Genomic DNA, 23,359 nt, shown 5'->3' with positions numbered 1-23,359 from the left:
AAGGGAATCCGCAAGGCGGGCTAGGTCCAACAGACACCGACAAAAAAGAGGCAACTTAGGCGAGCGACATCAAATGGGAAAACTCGCTTTTTTGACCGAAAATGTGCCAAACCCCAGCATCCCCCAGAAAAATCCCTCACCCCCCGCCAAAAAAAAAGCGAGCGTTAATGCAAAGTGGAAGCCTGCGGAAATTGAATTCTCAGACAGACTCGACTGCGGAATCACTCGCCGATCCATCCCGTCACTTCCGCCGACCGATTCGTTTGCGAGGGTTTGACGCAGAGACTTCGTGTTTGGATCCGTGTTTTTTCCCCAACTCTGCCGCTGCCCGGTCATGCTGGTCTCTACCGTAGCCGGAACCGTTGACTAAACGAATGCCGCACTCCATCCCCAGCCATTGGGTTGCTGCCTTGCGAACCGCCAAAGTTCGTGCATGGATCAAAGCGGTCTCGCTGACGACTTGGTCATTGGATTGCTCCGGTACACCGCAACGCGGCAGCCCCTGTACATAGCCTTCCGCATACGACGCACCGCTGCCACGCGAATAGCCTCCGTATTGAAGACGCGCGGACGTCGCAATGGTGAGTAGCAATTCACGAAACAGGGTAATGCAATTTCCCACGTCATCTGTTGGACCATAAAACCAAAACAGAGTGCGATGCCCCTTGGTCGCGTAATAAAAACCAATCATGGGAAAAATCTCGGAGACAAGATACATGGCCAACCATTTTTCCCAAGCACAGGCACGTCGTCCGTTAAGCGGGCATGCTCTTCGTGTGAAGCACATCGTTTCAATATTATCATCATCCGTGATGTCCTCGCGCGACAAGTTATGCCGAAGCATCATCGCCTGCATCATCCGCAACGCGTTCCGCTTTTCCCCCTCGGTACTGGCGCCATTGTTGGCTGTGTTGTCGAGAGCACGAAGCCGAGCGAGGACCTTATCGAACTCCTTTTGTGTCAAATCCTGTTCGGCGTTGTGTCGCCGTTTTGGCGCAAGCGAGGGCAAAGTCGTTTGGCTTAAGTGGGCTGGCAACGTCCAGTAACCTTCAACGACATAATCTTCTTCCTCGCTCGGGTTCCACGTGTCATGTATGACGTGATCGATGGCTGTGGAAAAGTGGCCCCGACGAAGTTGATTTGGCATGGACAAGTGAGCAATCACAATGCCTTTGGGCAGCCAATCGGACGAAAAACCTTGATCCTTACCCGCGGTGTAAACCCAACCGAGACTCGATAGGTATTCGGATGCGACGGTGGTGCAGACACCGTTTCGAGGCGTTTTACGAGAAGCCTCGCCAAGTTTCTTGTACACATCACGGTAACTGGTGCCCGTAGCGATCGCGATCGATCGAGTGACACAGTCGCCCGTCATCCCAACGAAACCGCAGGCGAAGCGGCCACCATCGTTCCAAATAAATTCCATTTGCCTTCGCTTCGAAAGAGATCCACAAGAACTCGGTTCCGATTAGTTTTAGATGGAAACGGCCAATCGCACAATTAGGACCGCTTCGCCGCGTGCCCGGGCCGAATAGACCGAGGGTGTTACCAAGGCAAAAACAAGAAAAATTGGAAATGATTACCAAACGGCTGACAGAACCGTCGTCGAACGGTGTGTAGGTATACTGAAACAGCGCACCGAAGTTCCTCATTTCGTATACTTTTTTCAATGCTCGATCCGGAAACTCGCGCCAGCCTGCTATTGAAAATTCGTGATCCGGCGGATTACGAGGCATGGGATGAATTCGTATCGCTCTATCGTCCCGTCGTGCTTCGCATGGCGGAAATTCGCGGAATCCAGAGGGCAGACGCAGAGGACTTGGCCCAGCAAGTTCTGCTGGCAGTCTCGCAGGCGATCGAGCGTTTTGAACCGGACGACAATCGAGCGAAGTTCCGTACTTGGCTAAAAACAATCGCGCGGCGAGTAATCATCAACGCAATGACTCGAACCTCGCCAGATCAAGCAATTGGTGGCAGCGGAGCACAAGCACTGCTCGACGCACAAACTGCTGAAAGCGAAGAAACCCAGTCACTCAGTTTGCTTTATCGCCGCGAAATTTTCCGAGTCGCAGCAGCGGAAATCAAGCCCGAATTTCACGTCGATTCATGGACAGCTTTTTGGGAGTCGGTCGTCGTGAATCGACCGGTTGAAGAAGTGGCACAAACAATGAATCGGTCTCGCGGTAGCATCTACACGGCGCGAAGTCGTGTGATGGCACGGTTAAAAGAAAAAGTCCAACAGCTCGACAGTGGAGAAGAAACATGAAACCATCCTCCGAGCAATGCCACACTTCATCGGTCGACCAATTCCTTGATGGGACCCTTGCCCCATCGGAGATGGCACAATTCGAACAACATCTAAGCACTTGTCGAGATTGTGAACAGCTTCTAACGCTCCGCACGGCCGACGCCACGTTCTGGAATGACGCGAAAGAATTCCTCAGCAGTGATATGAACGATCAAAGACCTTCCACGGCGATCGATCAAACCATTCACGACCTATCGGGCTTGTTGGATCCAACCGATGATCCACAAATGCTTGGGCGATTTGCTGGCTACGAAATAACCGGTATCGTCGGACGGGGCGGGATGGGGATCGTGATGAAAGGTCGCGATGTCTCGCTCGATCGGTTCGTTGCCATCAAAGTGCTCAGTCCGCACTACGGCAGTAATTCGGCAGCGAGAAAACGATTCGCGCGCGAGGCCCAGGCTGCTGCCGCAGTGGTCCACGACAACGTGATCCCGATTTACGGTGTTGCTCAGTGGAATCAATTGCCATTTCTGGTAATGCCGTACGTCAAAGGTGAATCGCTTCAACAACGGATTGATCGGACCGCCCCCATTCCAGTCGAAGATCTACTAGGCATAAGCCTGCAAATTGCACGCGGATTATCAGCCGCACACGATCAAGGTTTGGTTCATCGCGACATCAAACCAGCAAACATCCTGATGCCATCGAGTGTCTCTCGGGTGATCATTACCGATTTTGGATTGGCTCGTGCAGCAGACGACGCAAGCTGCACTCGAAGTGGCGTCATCGCTGGAACGCCACAATACATGTCGCCCGAGCAAGCCAAGGGCGAACCAGTCGACGGGCGCACGGATCTATTTAGCCTTGGCAGCGTCATGTACGCGATGGCTTGCGGGCACCCGCCATTTCGATCCGACACTGTCTACGGAATTCTGCGGCGAATTACCGATCATCCGCACCGGCCGATCACTCAGGTGCGTGCGGACATTCCCGTTTGGCTGGAAAGCATCATTGACCAATTGCTTCAAAAAGAACCTTCGGCTCGCTTCGCTTCGGCACATGCCCTCGCAGAGCATCTCGAAGTCTGCCTTGCTCATTTGCGACAACCGACCTCAACAACACTACCGAAGATTGAACCGGTCGGGACATCAGACTCTTTACCAACGTCACACGGCATTCGGCGATGGTTCTCTTTCGCCGCGGTTTTCGCAGCGATTGCGGCGATTTGCCTGTTCTGGTTCGATTGGCCGAATTTAACCAGTCGGTCAAATACGGAGGCCTTATCGAACGCCGAACTCATCGATGCCAATCTCAATTGGCAATACGACGATTCTGAATTGGTGCGGCTCGAAAGCGAGCTTGAGCAGTTGAAGCAAGAGCTCGGCGACACCCCATTTTCCATTGATAGCGTACTTACACAGGAGTAAGCCATGTTTGTTACGATTCCCCAATTCTTGAAGTGTTCAACAATGGTGCTGCTATCGTTGACTGCGACGCTCGCCATAAACGTCCGACCAGCGAAAGCAGAGCTACTAGAACCATCAAAGTTCCAGGATTGCGAAATGCATGTTGTCGGCGTCTATTCGCCTGAGGACAGCAACACAGATGATCGCATCTATGTCAAAGTCTTGCCGACCGGAAAACCGACGGTGATCGTAATGAGCGGCTATTTCGGCGCTCAGTGGAACATGGATATTGATCCGGCCGCCGATGTTCGCCAAATCATCATTCCCGGCTACTTCGAGCATTCAATCGTGGGCCATGACGAGACAATTCCGGTAGAGATGATTACCTATTTCCCGGACCACGACAAATCGAACAAAGACTTTTTCTGGGCCTACTCGTTGAACACGCAAAGAGGCCGAGAGATGCAAGCACGGTTGAAGGAGTTGACCGGTTTGCCGATCACGACATTTCAAGGCAAATATTCAGCCCGGCGTTTTGTGATCGATGCAAACACCGTGGATGGAATGGAAAGACAAGAATCGGGACCCGCAACGTTGAAACTTGCGTCGGAAAATCTTGAATCCGATCCTCAATCAATCGAGTCGCTGGTACGAGAAGCGTTTGAATTAGAGACACAAGCACAGCAAGCTCGTATCGCTAAAGCGGAAGCCGATTTGCAGATGATCAAAAAGCAATTCGAGTATCGTCAAAAAATGGCGGATCTGATCATTGCCAAACGTATCGAAGATTTATCCAAAACTCGTATCGAACTGGAAGAGGAAATAGAACAGATAAAAAGCGATGCTTCGGCGGACATTTTGTCCGCCGAAGGTTGGAAACTGTGGCGTGAGCAAGATTGGGCTGCTGCACTTCGAAAATTTCAACAAGCGGTCAAGTTAGAGCCAAAGGACGCCAACATTTGGAATGGTTTGGGTTGGAGCTACCTACATATCGGAAGCTATGACAAAGCATCCGAAGCATTCCAGAATACGCTCGAAATCGAACCAAATCATGGTGGAGCGATGAACGGAATCGGTCAAAGCCTGATGGCTCTGGGACGCTTACAAGAAGCCGAAGCCAAATTAACCGAAGCGACCGAGTCAACGATCAAAGAAATGGGCGAAGCGACAGCGGTCAAACGCGGCGTGACCGCTTCATGGTTCGGTTTGGTGCGAGCACTCTTAATGCAGGACAAGAATGACGCAGCAAAACAATGGGCCGAGCGATATCTGCAACACAAACCGGACGACACAATGATGCAAGACCTTCTCGAAGAAATTCCGAGCAATCGGGCGACGTCCCAGTAGCACAGATTCACGCCTCTTGCAAAATACGTGTATAATTGTGGTTGGCACCAAATCACCAGTGCAACACCTAACACGATTGCTTTCACCAACCTGACTGAACCAATGAACCTACACGCAATGAATCGACTTGTCTCACTTTCAATGTTTCTCACCTTGCTGATCTGGCCTGCCTTCAACACCTCGGCGTCTGCGGAGGATTTGCAAGTAATGAGTTTCAACATTCGTTTCGGAACGGCCAATGATGGTGACAATCACTGGAATAAACGCAAAGAGCTTGTGGCCCAACGGATTACTGCGTTTGATCCAGATTTGCTCGGAACACAGGAAACCCTTGAGTTCCAGAAAAAGTTTCTTGCAGAGAAGTTGCCGGCATATACCAGCATTGGTGTCGGCCGGGAAAGGGGAGATAACGAGGGCGAAATGACGGCATTATTTTTTCGAACCGCACGTTTCGAACTCCTTGATCACGGCCACTTTTGGCTCAGCGAAACCCCCAACGTTCCTGGCAGCAAATCATGGGACACCAGCCTAACGCGAATGTGTTCGTGGGCGAGATTGACGGATCGCGAATCAAAATCCGCACGACCAATCTTGTTTATGAACACGCATTTTGATCATATCGGCAAACAAGCAAGGATCGAATCTGCGCGACTCCTGCGAACAAAGGCCGAACAACTCGGCAAAGGTTGCGATATTGTTTTGACGGGTGACTTTAACGCGGGTGTTGACAGCAAACCTTATCGTGCGTTGTTTGGTCAATCATCGGGCGAGTCGTTTTTTCACGATACTTACGCGATAGGCCGACCAGCGGATGAATCAGGCGAAGCGACGTTTAGTGGATTCAAAGCATCAACACGAGAAGGTGCTCGAATCGATTGGATTGCTACCAGTAACCATTGGAAAGTCCTCGAAGCAACGATCGATCGAACGGGAATAAACGGACGGACTCCTTCGGATCACTACCCTGTCACCGCGACTTTACTTCAAAAGGCGAAGACAATGCCATAAGACAATGCTTAGGACGGTGAAAATCCAACCAAATGCATTCGGTAAAGAACACAGCCGCTACGCGATTGCGCAGCGGCCAGTTCATGGAATGCACCGCAATCCTTAGGAGGCCAATTAGTCCTCGGGCCGCTTAGTCCTCGGGCCGCTTAGTCCTCGGGCCGCTTAGTCCTCGGGCCGTTCCCCCGCTTTTGCCATCTTGACGAGTTTCGGATCGAAACGAGCGATCGATTCGACTAGGTCTTGTTGCGATGCCATGACTTCTTCAATGTCTTTGTATGCCATTGGCACTTCATCAAGTCCCGCCGACATCAACGTCACGCCACGCTCGTCAAGAAACCGTTTTACGTCCTTCCAATTGAACTTGGACTTTGCTGCCGTACGGCTCATTTTTCGGCCCGCACCATGCGATGCGCTCAGCAGCGACGCCTCGACACCCATGCCGCGCACGACGTAACCGGGTGTCCCCATCGAACCGGGGATGATTCCAAGCACACCCTTACCCGCTGGCGTCGCCCCTTTGCGATGGACAATCAACTCTTCACCACCATGCGTTTCTTTCCACGCAAAATTGTGATGGTTTTCGATGTCCAATAGCACATCGACACCAAGATGCTTTTGAATCGCTTCATGGATGCACGCGTGATTCGCTGCGGCGTAATCGCCCATCAAGTTCATCGCATTCCAATATTCCGTGCCGGCTTCGGAATCCAAATCCAACCACGCAAGGGTCGACAGCTCACGTGGCAACTCCGGATGTGCTTCCTTCGCGACGGCACTGTAGTGAGCACAAACCGATGCCCCCGTGCCGCGAGAACCACTATGACTTAGGAGTGCCAAGTAGATTCCTGCTTCGAGACCGAGATCATCATGATCGAGCGTCAAAACACCGAACTCGACAAAATGGTTTCCACTTCCGCTGGTTCCTAGCTGCTTCCATGCCTTGTCGCGATTCTGTTTGGTAATGGGAGAAACATTCCAATCAGCATCCAAGACATCATGTTGCCGCTTTTTACGAAATCCAGCACCGACACCAAAAAGTGTTTCCCGTTCGATTGCGTTGCGGAGCCGTTCCTGGTTTTTCTCCAACGTATCGACAGGCAAATCCAACACGGTCATTTTCATCCGGCATGCAATGTCGACGCCAACCGCATAAGGGATCACGCAGTCTTTGGTCGCCAAAACACCACCGATTGGCAGCCCGTACCCCAAGTGCGCATCGGGCATCAATGCTCCCGAAACGGTCACCGGCAACTTGCATGCGTTGGTCATTTGATCCACCGCACCGGCATCCAGGTCATCGCCCCATTGCTTCCAAGGAGCCGAATCTTCGCGGCCGACATACCGAGCCTGAGCCTCGAAAACGCCAGCGAGTTCCGAACCAAGCGATCCCCAAAGAGGATCCTCTTTGAACGAGCTTGGCGAAGTGACAATCGCTGAAATATGCTGACGCATTTCCGCTTGCTTCATACCGTTCTTAGCAGCGTTTCTGACCGCTTGGAGTGCCGTCTTCATCGCCGCCCCCTTTGGAACGCCAAGGTTATTTAGTTCACGTGTTTTCATTGGTTTCGATTTCTTAAGCGTAGTTCTTAGCGGAGTGGTGCAAACATTTTGGAATCACCTAATCGTCACGACCACCGTTCCGTCCTGCTGCGACGTCGCCATCGTCTCCACATCCAAGAACCGTTTTATCGTTGCGAGGTTCGTTTGAGTGTGATCAGTCAATTCACATGTTCGAAATTCACCACCGCCGGACAATGCGATTGGCAACGACAATTGGTCCGCCAAATATGGACCAACCGGTGCATCATGTCTCAAATAGTTATTCAAATGCTTAATCGCTTTCTGAGCCACGCGTTCTGCGGAGATGCCCCGCTTTCCAAACGCGACAAACAATTCGTTGATATTTTCGTACTTTACCGACAACATCACCACGTTTCCTGGACCAGGTGACTCGTTTGCTTCGATTGTCGTAAGACAACGCTTTGCCCAACCCAGCTTTTTTGTCACCGTGCTCAATTCACGGGAAGCGATATCAACCGGTAAGTTTGCCACCACCGCGATCGCCTGACGAGAAAGCAATTTTCCGCGATTCAGCAGACAAAGCGGACGCGATGATTCCTTCGGCCAAACCGTAGCCGTTATTCGTCCACCACCTGATGGGTAGAAACCGTGTTGCTGGAGCTTCAATTCAACCTTAGCGCCCATCCGACTGACGAGAGGCACGAATGTTCGATCGAGGAACTCAAACGGCGGCGCGAACGGATTGTGCGTGCCTCCTTCGACGACCACACATGACGACTGGTCTGCATAAAGGAGCGCAGGCAACACGGTTTGTAGAACCAACGTGCAACTGCCAGCGGTTCCGACATCAAAGTGAAAGTCACCAGCGCGGATCGGCCCCGGAGTGAATGTCAGTTCTTGCGAATTCAGTTCGGCTCCCTCCGCCGCCCCATCGCAAACTTCCGTCGCCGCTTTGACCGCAGTCAAGTGCTGACGCATCAATCCCGGTTTATTGCGATTTGCACGAAGGTTCGTGAACCGGACCGGTTTCCCTGTGACTATCGAAAGCGCAAGCGAAGACCGAAGAATTTGCCCGCCGCCTTCACCCTCCGAACCGTCAATTTCGATCATCGATCATTCCCTTTCACTCGGTGTCGTTGTGATGGTGTCGTTGTGATCAAGACAAGAACCATTTGATCGCAACTTGGTTCGCGTCTGCGACATCACAAACGATTCCGCCTGTGTTCGCTGGTGTCGCCAACTCGGCGACCAACCGGGTTAGCCAGATCACGCCGCTCGAAATGCGAAGCCGACCGTTTTTATTCTATTCATTTTTCGACGACACTACGAATTCGACGACACTACGAAAACCCGCTATCCTTAATCCCATGAAAATTTGGCAGCCTGACGAATTTCGACTTGCTCCGCGATTGGATGAAACAACGCCTGTCGAACCGCCTCAGGCTCGAAACGCCTTGTTGATCAATCCGTTTTACGCGAAAGACCCCCATGCGAGTTTCGGCAAGCATGTCCTGACGCCAAGCCTTGCCCTGACCAGCATCGCGGCTGCGACGCCCAATGACTGGGAAGTTACCTATTGGGATGAGAACCTGCTTCTCGGCCCTCCACCGATCGATCCGTTTCCGCAAGTGGTTGGAATTACCGTTCATTTAACGTTCGCCGCGCGAGCTTACGAACTTGCTCGGTTCTATCGCGATCATGGAGCAAAGGTTGTCATGGGCGGTTTGCATGTGATGTCGTGTCCTGATGAAGTAGCACCACACGGCGACTGTATCGTGATCGGCGATGGCGTGCAGGTGTGGGGAAAGATTCTCGAGGACGTTACAAACAACCGGCTGGAACAAATTTATCGAGGTGATTACCGGAAACCTTATCGAGAAGACCCACCGCCAAGGCGTGAGTTATTACTCAAGAAGAGCTACCTAACGACAACAAGCCTGATTGCAACACGAGGGTGCCATAGCCGCTGTGATTTCTGTTACCTTTCGACGAAAGGCGTGCAAATGCCGTATCAAGTTCGTAATGTTGAGCAGGTCGTTGCGGAATTCGAGTCGGATGACCAACCCTACGGAGTGTTCACCGATAACAATCTTGGTTCACGTAAAGAGTACCTTCGAGAGCTTTGCAAAGCACTTCGCCCCATCGAAAAAATATGGAGTGCAGCGGTTTCAGTCGATGTGACCGACGATCCTAGCCTTGTCCGTGAAATGGCATTAGCCGGATGCACCGGCGTGTTCGTTGGCTTTGAGTCGCTGCAAAATGAAAACATCGTCGATTCGAGAAAACGGAGTCCGAAAACAGATGACTACGCTCGCCGCGTGAAAATCTTCCACGACCATGGAATTCAAGTGAACGGTAGTTTCGTTCTTGGCTTTGACCATGACGATGCGAGTGTCTTTGCAACAACGGTTGACTGGATTGAACAGAATCGCCTCGAATGTGCCACGCTTCATATCCTGACACCCTATCCCGGGACACCGCTGTTTTCTCAGATGAAATCCGATGGACGCTTGCTGCACACCGATTGGTCAAAATACGACACCGCACACGTTGTCTTCCAGCCAAACCGAATGAGTGTTGATGAGTTGGCCGAAGGATACCAATGGTGCTACGAGAAACTATTTTCGCACACATCCATTTGGCGCCGACGGCCTAGGGACGCCCGCTCGATCTTGCCATATTTGGCAATGGCGTATCTCTACAAACGATCCAATCGAGTTTGGCATCAGCTGATACGTCATCAGCTAACCGCCGCCGCATGGCGACCGTTGATTCACTTGACAAGGCGACGGCACGTACGGTTTCGCAAACGACTCGAAAACGAGAGCACCTCTCGTTCACCCAGAAATATCGTATCCGCAGGCGTGTGACTTCCACCGCTCAAAGGCAAACCCCTTTTTGCGACTCCATTTTTCACACCAAGCTGACTGAGATCATGTCAATCCCAACCCTCATTCGAAACTTCGCCGCTCGCGCGACGGAAGGGACAACCCCAGATGCGACAAAGGTGTTGAGCCGACAGACGGGTCATATGCGATTAAAACCCGATGGCAAATGGTTGCCGTTCAATGCAACGCAAATTTCCCGAACCGACCGAACGGATTTTCGCTGGGAGGCAAAGGTAAAGATGGCTCCATTTGTGAATGCAACAGTGGTCGATGCCCTGAAAAATAAACAAGGCATGCTGGACGTCAAAATGTTTGGTCTGATTCGCGTCGTGAGCGGCCGCGGCGAAACCATCGACCAAGGGGAAGCACAGCGTTATCTCGCGGAATTGGCATGGAATCCAACAGCCATGCTGCATAATCACGAACTTACTTATCAAGAACTTTCCGACAAGCTGATTCGAGTTTGGTATCAGGATCCCCAAATCTACGTGGATCTATCCTTTGATGACCAAGGAGACATTGTTGGTATGAGAACAGAAACACGCCGGCGCGACACCAAAACACCACCCGAACCTTGGATCGGCGCAATGGCTGACTATAAAAAATTCGACGGTGTTCGCATTCCCAGCCGCGGCTCGGTTCGCTGGGAAACGGTGGATGGACCGTTTGAATACTGGCGCGGTGAAATTCAAGAATTCCACCTGATGGATTCCTAATAGCCAACCACTTCCACTACGAGTAAAGCTGAATCGCTTTGATGATATCGTCAAGCTCGTTCGGCACCGCGATCGCTCGGTTGGCATGACTGGCTTTCGTCACACCACGACTGCCAAGGGTCTTGTTGAAGAGTTCTTGATCGGTGGTGTGATAGGCAACCGTTGCGGTGGGATCTTTGAGTTCATGTCCAGTGAGGATACAAACCACGCGGTCACTTGGGGCAATCACTCCCTCGCGTCGCAACAACTTGGCACCTGCAACGCTGGCAGCCGACGCAGGCTCGCACCCGAATCCTCCGGCACCTACTTTTGCTTTCGCGTCGAGGATTTCTTGGTCGCTAACTTGCCGCACCACACCGTTCATAAACTCCAATGCGCGCAAGCACTTTTTCAAGTTCACAGGACGATTGATTTCGATCGCACTAGCGATCGTGTCCGCTCGGATGCCCTCGCGATCCATCAAGTCATTGTATTCGCGAATGGGGTCCATGTTGACGTGGCCACCATTCCATTTCACGCCGCGCCGTTCGACCAATTCGTAAAGCGTATCTGCGCCGCTGGCGTTGATAACGGCGAGCCGGGGAACGCGATCGACTAGGCCAAGTTCTTTGAGCTCCATGAACGCCTTGGCGAACGAGCTACTGTTTCCAAGATTGCCACCGGGGACAACAATCCAATCCGGAACTTCCCAGCCTAGTGATTCGAGAACTCGAAACATGATCGTCTTTTGACCTTCGAGCCGAAACGGATTAACGCTGTTGACTAGATAGATACCGAGTTCCTGCGAGACCTGTTTCACTCGGATCATCGCATCGTCGAAGTCGCCTGCAATTTGAACCGTCAGTGCGCCGTAGTCGAGAGCTTGAGAAAGTTTGCCGTAGGAAATTTTACCGCTGCCGATAAAAATAATGGCTCTCATTAGTCGTGTCGCACTACAGTAAAGCGCTAGCGACGCACTCGTGTTACCCGTACTGGCACAAGCGGCTCGTTTTGCGCCCATCATGTTGGCGTGGGTAACAGCGGCGCACATACCGTTGTCTTTGAAACTGCCCGAGGGGTTCATCCCTTCGTATTGCAAATGCAATTGGCCATGGTTCATTCCGACGTAATCGCCAACCGAATCGGTCTGCTGCAATAGCGTTTGGCCCTCACCAACCGTCACGAGTTGATCTTGACGGGCGAACGGCAACAGTTCGTGGAACCGCCAAACGCCGCTAAAGCGAACCGGATTAGTCCGTTGACTCCACATTGCCTCGAAGTCGCTCATTTTGGTCGGCACCGATGCGCGGTCCCAATCGTAAGCGATATCCAGCAAATCGCCGCACTTGTCGCAAGCGGTCCGGATCGAGTGGGCATCATACGTGGCCCCGCACGCTGGGTTGATACAGCGTTGAAATGCGAGGTCGGTTTGCGGATTGCTGGCGTTTTCGGCGGTCTGCAACATGACGGAACTGAGCTGGTAAGGGCTTCGTAAGTAAACGTGAGATAGAATCCCACACCATAAACTAGATTGGCAGTGGACCTTTGACGCTAGATTCTCTATGACTCGAGACTCTCAACGGCGTCGTCCTGCGAAAAATACCGAAGATGACCATTGTGGCGGTGAATCCGTCTGGGCAAGCTTCGCATTGGATTCTACCGTGAACGCTTTCAAATTCCGACCGCAAATTAATCTGAAACATGGACGAAAACGATCCAAATACATCTGATTCGCTTCCTAGGAACCGAGTGGCGATATTTTTCACCTTGGCAATTGCCGGTGCAGTCGCTGATTTGTGGAGCAAACAAGCGATTTTTGCATGGCGAGGCCTACCGGGGGAAAAGGACATTTGGTGGGTCATCGACGGCTACTTTGGAATCGAAACCGCAGTCAATTTGGGGGCGGTGTTCGGAATCGGGCAAGGGCAGGGTGCCATCTTCGCAGCGATTTCGGTCCTCGCTGGTGTGAGCATTTTGGCGTGGTTGTTCTATTTTCGCGCTGCTGTGTCGATGTGGTTGACCGTGGCGCTGGGGCTAATTTCCGGCGGAATCATCGGTAATCTCTACGATCGCATGGGGATGTGGTGGCAATCCGGATACCCCGATGCTTGGAAGAGCGGCGTTCGCGACTGGATTTTGTGGCAAGCCAGTGATGACTGGAAATGGCCGAATTTCAATATCGCCGATTCTCTGTTGGTGGTCGGAGCATGCATGTTGTTGTATCAATCGCTGTTTCTGGTGGACGATACCCCGAAAGACAACCAAGACAAGATCGAAACCAAGAAGGCAAAAAACGATGACAAGCAATCCTGATCAGTGGCAACCACTCCACGAAGGTCGACTGTCGGCGATGACCGAAGTGGCCCGCGCCGCCGGTGAGCATACCCTGAAATACTACCGCACCGATGGCCTCAAAGTGGATGCAAAAAAAGACGATTCGCCAGTCACGATTGCGGATCGCGAAGCAGAGCAATTGGTTCGCAAAATGCTCGCGGAACGATTTCCGGAGGATACCTTGCAAGGCGAGGAATTCGCTGAGCAAACCGGATCGAGTCCTTACCGATGGGTCGTCGATCCGATTGACGGAACCAAGTCATTCGTTTGCGGTGTCCCACTGTACTCGACATTACTTGCGGTCGAACATGAAGGCATACCGATCGCAGGAGTGATTTTCATTCCCGCACTTGGTGAGATGATTGTCGGCGGGGCAGGGCAGGGCAGTTGGTACAAGACAAGCCTCGACTCGGCTTGGAAAAAAGCCAGCGTGTCTTCGACCTCGGACTTATCGAAGGCCGTTTTCGTCGTCAGCCAAGTCGATTCGTTTGCCAAAATGGATAGCGTCAAAGCCTATCTACAGCTGGAAAAAGAGGCTTGGGTCACGCGAAGTTGGGGCGATGGCTACGGGTATCTTATGGTCGCCACCGGTCGAGCCGACTTGATGGTCGACCCGATTTGCAACCCATGGGATGTGGCCCCAATGAAGCCGATTCTCGAACAAGCCGGTGGACAATTCACCGATTGGAACGGGGAGGCAACGGTCCGTGGTGGCAATGGGGTTGGCACCAACGGACGGCTACATGATGCCGTCCTCTCGCACCTAAAGCCGAGTTAGCTGGCTCATAGCCCCCAGGATTCATACGCCCTGCTGGATTCACACTCGCTGCGGAGGATTCGGCAACTCGCCAAAACGCCAACCGCAAGGGGGCATTAACAACCCTTGCCGGAATAAATGGTGCAGAGGACAGCAGTGAAATCCAGGGCTCCCTACTCGAGCTGCAGAGAAAGACGGGATTTCCATTGAAAATGGATGGCAAATCGGGGCGGAGTCCATTTACAAAACGAGCCATAGGCCCGTAAACTATCGAGCTTCGTCCTGGGCCAAGAGCCCTGTCTTATTGACGCCCCTGTCTTATTGACGCCACTGTTCGAGCCGCCCCGTGTTTGATTCCCTCTCTGAAGGTCTGCAATCTGCTTTTAAGAGTTTGTCTGGAAAAGGCAAGCTTACCGAAGGCAATATGCGTGATGGGCTGGAAATCGTCAAAAAGTCGATGCTGGAAGCCGACGTCAGCTACTCCGTTGTCCAGGACTTCATGGATCACGTCAGCGAGAAAGCCCTCGGAAAACGGGTCTTGCTGAGCCTCCGCCCGCACGAAGAACTCGTTCGGATCGTCAACGACGAATTGATTTCGATCCTTGGTCCCGTTGATTCTTCGCTGCATCTGAAAGAATCGGGCCCGACGATCATCATGCTTTGCGGGCTGCAAGGAAGCGGAAAAACGACCACTTGCGGTAAGCTTTCTCAGCTACTCAAGGAAGAGAACGTCAAACCAATGCTGGTCGCTGCCGACCTTCAACGGCCTGCTGCGATCGAACAATTGCATGTGATCGGCCGCCAATTGGATGTGCCGGTTTACAGCGAAAAAGACAACAAAGACCCTGTCAAGGTTTGCAGAAACGGGATCGCCAAAGCGAAAGCCGAAGGGGCTCGCGTGGTCATCCTCGACACCGCAGGACGATTGGCCATTGATCAAGAATTGATGGCCGAACTGCAACGGATCGATAAGAAAGTTGCACCCGACCAAGTCTATCTCGTCGTCGACGGGATGACGGGACAAGACGCAGTCAACAGTGCCGGAGCGTTCAACGAAGCTTTGGAACTCAATGGCGTCATCATGACCAAGCTCGACGGTGACGCTCGCGGTGGAGCGTTACTTTCGGTCAAACATGTCACGGGTGTCCCGGTGAAATTCATCGGAACTGGCGAACACTTCGATGCACTTGAGCCCTTTCGTCCTGAAGGGATGTCAAGCCGCATCTTGCAAATGGGCGACATTGTCGCGGCGGCACGTGAAGCCCACCGAATCGTTGACGAAAAAGAACGTGAAGAAATCGAAGCGAAGATGGCTTCCGGGGATTTCACACTCGACGATTTCAAAGGCATGATGGAAAAGGTCGCCAAGCCAGGCCTGATGGGCAAAATGATGGGCTTGATGCCCGGCATGGGCCAGTTCAAAGAAATGATGGACTCGGACGAAGCAGAAGGCGGTATTCGTCAAACGATCGGTGCGATCAACAGCATGACGATGGCCGAACGCCGAAACCCAAAACTCATCGATGTCCATCGCCGAACTCGCATCGCGAAAGGTGCGGGAGTCCAAGCGTCAACGATTTCGCAACTGGTGAAACAGTTCGAGACAATGAAACCCGTGATGCAAGCGATGGTTGGCGGAAATGTCGGCGATCGCATGAAGATGATGCGTCAAATGCAACGGGGTGCTGCCATGGGCGACCCGACCATGGGAATGAAAACAAAGAAAGGGACCGGCGAACGGCTCTCTTCGCAAGAGAAAAAGAAACGAAAGAAAGAACGCGACAAGTTGTTGCGAAAATTGAAGAAAAAAAGATAACGAAACAGATGCCGTGCGTATGCGGCAACGACCCGGCACGGAGAGCGTTTCTCTGTCCCAGGCAGTCTGACTAGACGTGAAACCCGAACGAAGCGAAAGCTTTGGGAGCAAAAAAGTTAATGGCAGTAAGAATTCGAATGAAAAAGATGGGCCGGACCCACCGTCCGTTCTATCGCGTGTGTGCGATGGACCAACGAAGCCCACGTGACGGTCGCGTGATCGAGGAACTCGGTTACTACGATCCAATGTGCCCCGAAACCGACGCACGGGTTTTGCTGAAGTCAGATCGCGTCGATCATTGGCTAAGTGTGGGTGCTCAGCCCAGCGATAAGGTCGCTGTATTGATCAAGAAGTACGGCACCGAAGGCACGCACCTAGAACAACAAAAGGCTGCACTTGAGCGTCTGGGCAAGCGAAAGGAATACACTTTTGTTCCTGAGCCTGCAGCACCGAAGAAGCCAGAAGCACCGGCAGAAGAAGCCTCAACTGAGGGAGCGCCAGCCGAAGAGGCTGCTGCGACCGAAGAAGCTGCTCCTGAAGCGGCTAGCGAATAATCCCATAGCTCGCTATGCGATTTGACATCATCACCCTGTTTCCAGCGATCTTCGATGGTTACCTGACCCAAAGCCTGCTCGACAAAGCGATCCAGCGAGAGTTGGTCCACATTCACCGGCATGACCTGCGTGATTGGGCCGAGGACACGCCGCACCGCAAAGTCGATGACCGACCGTTTGGTGGTGGTCCAGGAATGTTGATCCAGGTGAAAACGACGGTGAATTGTGCCGAGTCGGTCGAAGCAATGGATTCGCGGAAAGCAAGAAAAATATTGCTCACTCCGCAAGGCAAACGGTTCGACCAACGGATGGCGGAGGACTTGGCGACTGAAGAGCGAGTGATGCTCTTGTGTGGTCGCTACGAAGGCTTTGACCAACGGGTCATTGATATTTTGGAACCCGAGGAAATAAGCATTGGCGACTTTGTTCTCAACGGAGGCGAAGTGGCCGCAATGGTAATCGTTGACGCAGTGGTCCGGTTGTTGCCGGGAGTCCTGGGAGACGAGAACAGCAATATTGAGGATTCGTTTAGCCGAGGAAATCGGCTGTTGGAATTCCCTCAATACACTCGCCCGAGAGAGTTTCGCGGACACGCAGTTCCCGAAGTACTCTTAAACGGTGACCACAAGGCAATTGCTGCGTGGCGGGAACAACAATCACTCGAGCGAACCGAACAAAGACGCAGCGATTTGCTGCCTGACCATAACACAAACAAATAATTGCAAACAGTAAAAGTAAAGGGAAATAACAATGAGCCAAGCATCCATTATGCAGTTGGTCGAAAAATCTGCTTTGAAAGAAGAGCCACCCAAGTTTGACATCGGCGATACCGTTGATGTTCACTTGAAGATTCTTGAAGGCAACAAAGAACGAATCCAAGTTTTCAGCGGCGTCGTCATCGCTCGCAGCGGGAGCGGATCCAAGGAAATGTTCACGGTTCGTCGTATCGTCGCAGGGCAGGGCGTGGAACGGAAATTCCCAGTACACAGCCCTCGCATCGAAAAGGTCGAAGTCAAGCGAAGCGCCGTAATTCGCCGAGCAAAGCTGTACTTCCTCCGCGATCGAATCGGCAAAGCAGTGCGTCTAAAAGAACGTCGCCGCTAAACGTTACACTCCTTCGCGAAATCGAAAAACAAAACGATCGACTCTGAGGAAAACTCGGTTTCGATCGTTTTTTATTGAGTCATGCCGCCTAGAGCGACATCACCTCAAATGATTGGGCGACGAATCGCCGATGCTAAACCACGGCGAGTCGCGATTGCTTGCGACATGGATTGCTTGGTGCTTAACTAATTTGCTGAAGACCTAACGGGTTGTTCAGAATGATGAACGCAGATTTTAATCTGTCGCGAGTTACTGCCGGAGCCAACCGTAAACGCAAACTGGCAATCGCATGAGAATCTCGGCTTTTGTCGCAATTGGAGTACAGCCCCAAAACAAAACGACTCGATCTCGTCGCCGGAATCCGGTGGCCATGGTGACATATCCATTGCCCCACAAACAAGTTGATTCGGCTATGATGAATGGAGCTCATGTGGCACTTCACTAGCCAGCAAAGGCCTTTGCTTTTCGAGGTTGTCTTGCGTTCAATAGTTGCATTGCTTCAATTCGCACGCCCCTTTGCTAAGCGATCTACATTGTTCGCTTTGTTGGTTGGTGCGACAGTCGGTTGTGACCAGTCGGGTTCTGAACCCAAACGGACTGACCCCGCACAGGATGAGAAATCGGTGTCGCCCGAGACATCAGTCAAACCCGAGACATCAGTCAAACGAGCAACCGCCGATTCGAAGACAGCGTCAACTACGCCGAAACCAAGTACAACCCGCGCAACGCAGTTGAGCCAAATCGATACGGCGCTTCAACAAGGTAATTTCGCAACAGCGGAATCGAAACTAACATCAATGCTGTCAGTAGATCCGACGGATCCCGACGCATTGTTTCGACTTGGCAACTTGAAGCTCTATCAAGGGGATCACGAAACGGGCATGGACTTGCTTGGCAACGTTCCCGTCGCCCACCCAGAACTTGGCCTGCTCGCCCTTGGGGTTAGTGCGGACATGGCGATGAAGCTCGAGAAGTATGACCTTGCGGAGGAGAAATACCGCAAAATTCTCGACCGGGTTCCGGACGCCGTTCCTGCGATACGCCAACTAGCATGGCTGCTCAATCGTGAAGGTCGCCGTCATGCGGCGGTGCCGCTTCTGCAACAACTTTGCCGTGCGGGTGACGTACGACAGGATGAACTGCAAGCCCTGCTTTCGGTACCTGACGCCCTCTACTCGGAGCTTCCTGCGGGAGGCGACCCGGAAAACGCAGCGAGGCACTATTACCCAATCAACGCCATTTCAGATGCTCGTTGGCAATTTGGAAAGTTCCAATTTGCAGCAGCGGAAAGAACATTGGCCACGTACCTTGGCCGGGACGGCCAAGCGAGCCAAGATTCCGTCGAAGTCCCCGCTGATGTCGAAGCTTTCTATGGGCGAATCTTAGCTGCTGCTCAGCATTCCGAGAAACTCGTTCCTTGGCTGATTCATGCCAATGATGCCGTAAAAGACCAAGCAGAATACTGGGTTGCCGCAACGATCGTTTTGCTTGAACAACGCCGCTTTGAAGAAGCCGTCCACGCAGCGGGGGAAGCTTTACTACGAGACCCGACAGACTATCGAACTTATCTTCGCATGAATCAAGCTCTAACCGCGCTTGGCAAGGAACAACTTGCCGCGAAATGGATGCAGCGGTATTTCGACGTAAGACGCACAGTCGAACTCAGCCACAAGCTTTCTGAAGCTCCGATTCCAAAGCAAGAAACCTTAGAGGAACTCTCAGAAATCCTCACGAAGCTTGATCGTGAACTTGAAGCGATCATGTGGAAAGCGATTGCGGTTCAACGGTACAACGATGGCGAATCCCCTGAAAAAACCAGGGAGAAAATCACAAAGCTTAACCAACGGCGACAACAATTGGTTCAAACGGGAACAGGATTTCCGACAGCGGAGCAACGACTATGCGATATGAAATTGGCGAACTTTCAATCTCCAACTTGGCGTGAACCGACGGAAAACCAATATACACAAAAGCCCGCGATCACCATTTCACTCGCACCCAAATTTGCCAACATTGCGGATTCAGTTGGCCTTAAGCATGCCTTCCGTGTTGCAGCTCAACCTCAACCAGATCGATTTTCGATCTACCAACAAATGGGCGGCGGCGTTGCCGTCATTGACTATGACCTTGATGGACAATTCGATCTCTATTTCGCCCAAGGAAATTGCGATCCACCCGAATTCAAATCGACGGTTTCTAATTTGCTCTATCGTCAACAATCTGGCTTGCTTGTCGATGTCACTGCGGTTGCCGAAGCATCCGACTTTGGATACACGCTTGGGGTGACATCGGGCGATTGGAATCAAGATGGATTTGCGGACTTAGCGTTTGCAAATCTTCACGGCACTCGATTGTTGATCAATAACGGCGATGGCACATTCGCCGAATCGCCTATCCCTATGCCGAGGCTTTCCGATGGAATGTTGACTTCGTTAGCGATAGCGGATGTTACTGGTGATGCAATCCCAGAACTCGTGCAAGCCGTATATGCTGACGATCCGAATCTAGCTCGAAAACCTCTGAAGGACGGCGGCGGTCAAATCGAGCAACTGTCGCCATTGAGCTATAAGCCTTCCCCGAACTTTGTCGTCCGACAAGGCATTTCGGACGCAAAGGGTGCTTCAATCCTCACCACCACGCCCTCAGCCGCAAGCCTCGGTTTAGTCGTTGCCAATCTCGACGATTCGATTGGGACGGAGGTATTTGTTGCGAACGATGTCTACCCAGACCACCTATTGAACTTTGACACCTCGGGCAACGCCACTGATTCCGCATTGCTTCGCGGATGTGCATTAGGCGGTCGCGGAAGCCGAACGGGATCAATGGGGATCGCATTGGACGACTTCAACCTCAACGGCTTCGCAGATTTGCACGTCACAAATTTCGAAGACGAGTCGAATAGCCTTTTCTTGAACCAAGGTAGCTTGTTCGTGGAACGCAGTGTTGCGTTTGGAATTGACCAAGCGAGCGAACCGCTTGTCGGCTTTGGGACCCAATCGTTGGATTATGACAACAACCGCACTAGAGATTTTGTGATTGTCAACGGTCGTGTCGAGCGACCCAATGGGACAAAAAAATCGTTTGAGCAGCCGGCTCAGATCTTCGCAAACGAGGGAAACCGACTCATCGCTAAAACCAACAACGATCCCTCGAACTACTTTGGCCAAGCCCATCTAGGACGAGCTCTCGCCAAGCTTGATTTCAATCGGGATGGGCGCAGTGATCTAGTTGTTACCCATCTCGAAACACCTTCCGCTTTGCTAATCAACCAGACCAAATCGGTGGGAAATTGGTGTCGCTTTCGTCTCGTTGGTGTCCAGTGTGAGAGAGACGCGATCGGAGCGACCATTGAAATCTCGGTTCAGGGCAACCAATACCGTCAATGGGTTGCCACAGGTGATGGCTACATGTGTCGCAACGAGAACGTGATCACATTTGGGCTTGGCAGTGTAAACAATATCGACACGGTTTCAATTTATTGGCCCGACGGATCATCACAAATATTTTCAAACCCGCCGATCAACGCAGATCTTTTGGTCCTTCAAAACGAACGGGGACTGTTTGAATTACCGTAGGATGAGACCGAGTTCAACGAAAAAAAAGGAGCCGCCGGAAATATTTCCCGGTGACTCCTTCGATAGACACTAGTTTGATTTGCTTTCAACGGAAAGGCAATTAGAACTTTGTAGCTATTTACCAGCGGAATTAGTCGCTTTCGCAGTTTCTTTCCCCAATGCCGCTGCCTCCTTCTTGTCCGGCGCTATTGCCTGCCCCGACTTCATACCTGCGGCGATTTGCTCAGGAGTCGATCGGTACTTAGCCATTTCATCTTCATCGAAAACCGATTCAGCTCCCTTCTCTGGGCCGCAACCGATCGACAACGTCAGAAAAGTTGCGGATAGAAGAATCATCGACATTTTTTTCATGATTTTGTCTTTCAAAAAACGAGGTATAAATCGCTGGCTTGCAACGATGGAGTTGGTTCAAAACTAGAACAGGTCAGCTTCGATCGTTTCCTTGTTCGCCTTCGTTCCCAAAGCTCCCCAGACGCCGTACGGGCTTTGCACACCTTGCCTCGACCAAGGATTCACAGGAGCCGCAGAACTATTGCCAGCTTCGATCGAATCGGTGATAAACTTGACAGCTCCATCCGACATCAACACATGAGCACCACCTTGGTGACGACTCGAAACGGGTGCATTGACACGATCGGCGAAAGGTCCCGCCCATTGCGATGCAGGCAACTCTTGGCACGTTTCGCTGTTGGGTGGCAAGATCGTATAGACACCGCTGTTGATCGCGAATGCACTCGACCATTGCATACCACGAGCCCAACGTGAACCTTGGCCAGGTTGACCTTCAGCCGCGGTTTGCAAACCCGGTGCCCAAAATTGAGGACGCAGTGGGTCAAGGCCTTCACGACACGAAAGCGGATTGTCTGCTAGTTGAACGGCGCCACCTTGGCCCTGTTCAACGGGTACCGTACGAGTGTCCTTATCCCCGAGGTCCGTCGTCAATTCACCACAAGCGATTGTGTTGGAAAGACCATCGAGGATATCGCGGAAGGCAGTCTGCTTACGACCAACAAATGCCCCACGTCCACAACCTTGAGCAGAAGGCCAGCCGCCATCGATAGCGGTTGTGTTGTGATCCCACCAAAACCAGTCTCCGTTGGGCATGTTGTAGCTGTCACCAAGACACGCACCGTAGTTCGTTCGTCCATAACCAGGGGCCCCTCGACCAGGATCGCTTGGGCATCGAAAAGTCCCCACCTCGGTCACCCAAGGAGCATAATTGTCGTGACCATCAACCGTTGGTCCTAAAGGATTCCAAGGAGGTGTTCGAGTAGAACCATCGGAATTCAAGCCATTCGGATTGACGATTTGCTCGTGCAACGCTTGCTGCTCGACAAATGGCAAAATGCCTACTAAGAAGTTCAATTGCAAGTAATTGATGTCGTCACTGTAGTTCATTGGCCAATTGCCATAAGTCGTGTTCCATGTGCCGTGACGCTGTTGAGGCAGTTTGTTGTAGGCTGAATGATAGTTGTGAAGCCCCAAGCCAATTTGTTTGAAATTGTTGCTACAGCTCATTCGGCGAGCCGCTTCACGTGCAGCCTGAACAGCAGGCAAAAGAAGTCCGACTAGGACCCCAATAATGGCTATGACGACGAGTAATTCGACGAGTGTAAACGCAACTCGTCTAGCTTGATTTCTCATGGCTTAGACCTTTTAAGAAGTGTGGAAAGAAAAAGAGGAGAAAAAGAGGAGTGATTGAAGTGGAGGCGATTCAATGAAAAGTGGTCTCTCAGCAGAACACGCCAATAAAAAGACGCGTATGCACGATCGATGTCCCGCAAGTGATAACCCCGCCACTAAAGGCTTTATCGCTACCTTAATAGACGATCATAGGAGAACAGAAGACCCTTTTCCAGGCAAAAAGAGATGCCATCTTCATTGAACTCACGATTTTCGGATGTCAGAACGAAGCAGTTTTTGAAGCCGACCAAACGTGACCATATGTATCAATTCTCAAATTGCGACACCAAATATGACGGCAAAGCATTGGAAAGAACTAAAAGAATCGTTCAACGAGTCTAGCTTCGAGATGACAAGATGCCTTCGTACAATATCGCTGAAATCCATTCCGAAAAGTCTATTTCTTGGTATAGAATTATA

The 23,359-nt window shown here is 51.8% G+C and carries 19 protein-coding genes; 13 read left to right on the top strand and 6 right to left on the bottom strand.

The window, feature by feature from the left end:
- Positions 1 to 241 precede the first annotated feature (241 nt).
- Entirely contained in the window at positions 242 to 1,426 is a 1,185-nt protein-coding gene (locus tag CA13_RS21600) for a DUF2786 domain-containing protein (protein ID WP_146400162.1), read from the bottom strand.
- Positions 1,427 to 1,669: 243 nt separating this feature from the next.
- Here CA13_RS21600 and CA13_RS21595 point away from each other — a divergent pair, with 243 nt between their 5' ends.
- The 4 genes from CA13_RS21595 (at position 1,670) to CA13_RS21580 (ending at position 6,012) form a co-directional block, all read left to right on the top strand.
- A complete protein-coding gene (locus CA13_RS21595) occupies positions 1,670 to 2,266 on the top strand; it encodes a sigma-70 family RNA polymerase sigma factor (RefSeq protein ID WP_146400160.1) in 597 nt (198 codons plus the stop codon).
- Positions 2,263 to 3,678: a serine/threonine-protein kinase gene (locus CA13_RS21590; protein ID WP_146400158.1), complete on the top strand. Its 1,416-nt coding sequence runs from the start codon at positions 2,263 to 2,265 to the stop codon at positions 3,676 to 3,678. The genes CA13_RS21595 and CA13_RS21590 overlap by 4 nt, the downstream gene beginning before the upstream one ends.
- Before the next feature lie 3 nt (positions 3,679 to 3,681).
- Positions 3,682 to 5,004, top strand: coding sequence for a tetratricopeptide repeat protein (locus CA13_RS21585; RefSeq protein WP_146400156.1), 1,323 nt, complete (start codon positions 3,682 to 3,684; stop codon positions 5,002 to 5,004).
- A 102-nt stretch (positions 5,005 to 5,106) separates the two neighbouring features.
- On the top strand, positions 5,107 to 6,012 hold the full coding sequence (locus CA13_RS21580) for an endonuclease/exonuclease/phosphatase family protein (protein ID WP_419194663.1): 906 nt from the start codon (positions 5,107 to 5,109) through the stop codon (positions 6,010 to 6,012).
- Positions 6,013 to 6,174: 162 nt separating this feature from the next.
- On the opposite strand, the gene CA13_RS21575 is transcribed toward CA13_RS21580, so the two are convergent.
- Both CA13_RS21575 and rtcA read right to left on the bottom strand, forming a co-directional pair.
- Positions 6,175 to 7,572, bottom strand: coding sequence for an RtcB family protein (locus CA13_RS21575; RefSeq protein WP_146400155.1), 1,398 nt, complete (start codon positions 7,570 to 7,572; stop codon positions 6,175 to 6,177).
- 54 nt (positions 7,573 to 7,626) lie between these two features.
- The gene (rtcA, locus tag CA13_RS21570) at positions 7,627 to 8,643 is read right to left on the bottom strand and encodes an RNA 3'-terminal phosphate cyclase (RefSeq protein WP_146400153.1); all 1,017 of its coding nucleotides are present in this window, start codon (positions 8,641 to 8,643) and stop codon (positions 7,627 to 7,629) included.
- Positions 8,644 to 8,900: 257 nt separating this feature from the next.
- On the opposite strand from rtcA, the gene CA13_RS21565 reads away from it, so the two are divergent.
- Complete coding sequence (locus CA13_RS21565; RefSeq protein WP_419194662.1) at positions 8,901 to 10,403, top strand: B12-binding domain-containing radical SAM protein; 1,503 nt, start codon at positions 8,901 to 8,903, stop codon at positions 10,401 to 10,403.
- A gap of 65 nt (positions 10,404 to 10,468) precedes the next feature.
- Entirely contained in the window at positions 10,469 to 11,137 is a 669-nt protein-coding gene (locus CA13_RS21560; protein ID WP_146400149.1) for a DUF6544 family protein, read from the top strand.
- 16 nt (positions 11,138 to 11,153) lie between these two features.
- Here CA13_RS21560 and thrC read toward each other — a convergent pair whose 3' ends face one another.
- Positions 11,154 to 12,581, bottom strand: coding sequence for a threonine synthase (gene thrC / locus CA13_RS21555; protein ID WP_146400148.1), 1,428 nt, complete (start codon positions 12,579 to 12,581; stop codon positions 11,154 to 11,156).
- A 236-nt stretch (positions 12,582 to 12,817) separates the two neighbouring features.
- Here thrC and CA13_RS21550 point away from each other — a divergent pair, with 236 nt between their 5' ends.
- The 7 genes from CA13_RS21550 (at position 12,818) to CA13_RS21520 (ending at position 21,256) form a co-directional block, all read left to right on the top strand.
- Positions 12,818 to 13,429: a signal peptidase II gene (locus CA13_RS21550; protein WP_146400146.1), complete on the top strand. Its 612-nt coding sequence runs from the start codon at positions 12,818 to 12,820 to the stop codon at positions 13,427 to 13,429.
- Positions 13,413 to 14,228: a histidinol-phosphatase gene (gene hisN, locus CA13_RS21545; protein WP_146400144.1), complete on the top strand. Its 816-nt coding sequence runs from the start codon at positions 13,413 to 13,415 to the stop codon at positions 14,226 to 14,228. Before CA13_RS21550 ends, hisN begins: the two co-directional genes overlap by 17 nt.
- Before the next feature lie 325 nt (positions 14,229 to 14,553).
- A complete protein-coding gene (gene ffh, locus CA13_RS21540; RefSeq protein WP_146400143.1) occupies positions 14,554 to 16,023 on the top strand; it encodes a signal recognition particle protein in 1,470 nt (489 codons plus the stop codon).
- A gap of 137 nt (positions 16,024 to 16,160) precedes the next feature.
- A complete protein-coding gene (gene rpsP, locus CA13_RS21535) occupies positions 16,161 to 16,577 on the top strand; it encodes a 30S ribosomal protein S16 (protein ID WP_419195139.1) in 417 nt (138 codons plus the stop codon).
- A 14-nt stretch (positions 16,578 to 16,591) separates the two neighbouring features.
- Positions 16,592 to 17,296 carry a tRNA (guanosine(37)-N1)-methyltransferase TrmD gene (trmD, locus tag CA13_RS21530; protein ID WP_146400139.1) on the top strand — a complete coding sequence of 235 codons (705 nt, stop codon included), beginning with the start codon at positions 16,592 to 16,594 and terminating at the stop codon, positions 17,294 to 17,296.
- 49 nt (positions 17,297 to 17,345) lie between these two features.
- Positions 17,346 to 17,681 carry a 50S ribosomal protein L19 gene (gene rplS / locus CA13_RS21525; RefSeq protein ID WP_419195138.1) on the top strand — a complete coding sequence of 112 codons (336 nt, stop codon included), beginning with the start codon at positions 17,346 to 17,348 and terminating at the stop codon, positions 17,679 to 17,681.
- Positions 17,682 to 18,478: 797 nt separating this feature from the next.
- On the top strand, positions 18,479 to 21,256 hold the full coding sequence (locus CA13_RS21520; protein ID WP_419194661.1) for a CRTAC1 family protein: 2,778 nt from the start codon (positions 18,479 to 18,481) through the stop codon (positions 21,254 to 21,256).
- A gap of 114 nt (positions 21,257 to 21,370) precedes the next feature.
- Here the strand turns inward: CA13_RS21520 and CA13_RS21515 are convergent, their stop codons facing one another.
- Both CA13_RS21515 and CA13_RS21510 read right to left on the bottom strand, forming a co-directional pair.
- The gene (locus CA13_RS21515) at positions 21,371 to 21,607 is read right to left on the bottom strand and encodes a hypothetical protein (RefSeq protein ID WP_146400134.1); all 237 of its coding nucleotides are present in this window, start codon (positions 21,605 to 21,607) and stop codon (positions 21,371 to 21,373) included.
- A gap of 63 nt (positions 21,608 to 21,670) precedes the next feature.
- Complete coding sequence (locus CA13_RS21510) at positions 21,671 to 22,900, bottom strand: DUF1559 domain-containing protein (RefSeq protein WP_146400132.1); 1,230 nt, start codon at positions 22,898 to 22,900, stop codon at positions 21,671 to 21,673.
- Positions 22,901 to 23,359 lie beyond the last annotated feature (459 nt).

Source organism: Novipirellula herctigrandis (genome assembly GCA_007859835.1).
GTDB classification, from domain to species: domain Bacteria; phylum Planctomycetota; class Planctomycetia; order Pirellulales; family Pirellulaceae; genus Novipirellula_A; species Novipirellula_A herctigrandis.
This window is presented reverse-complemented; position numbering and strand designations above follow the sequence as displayed.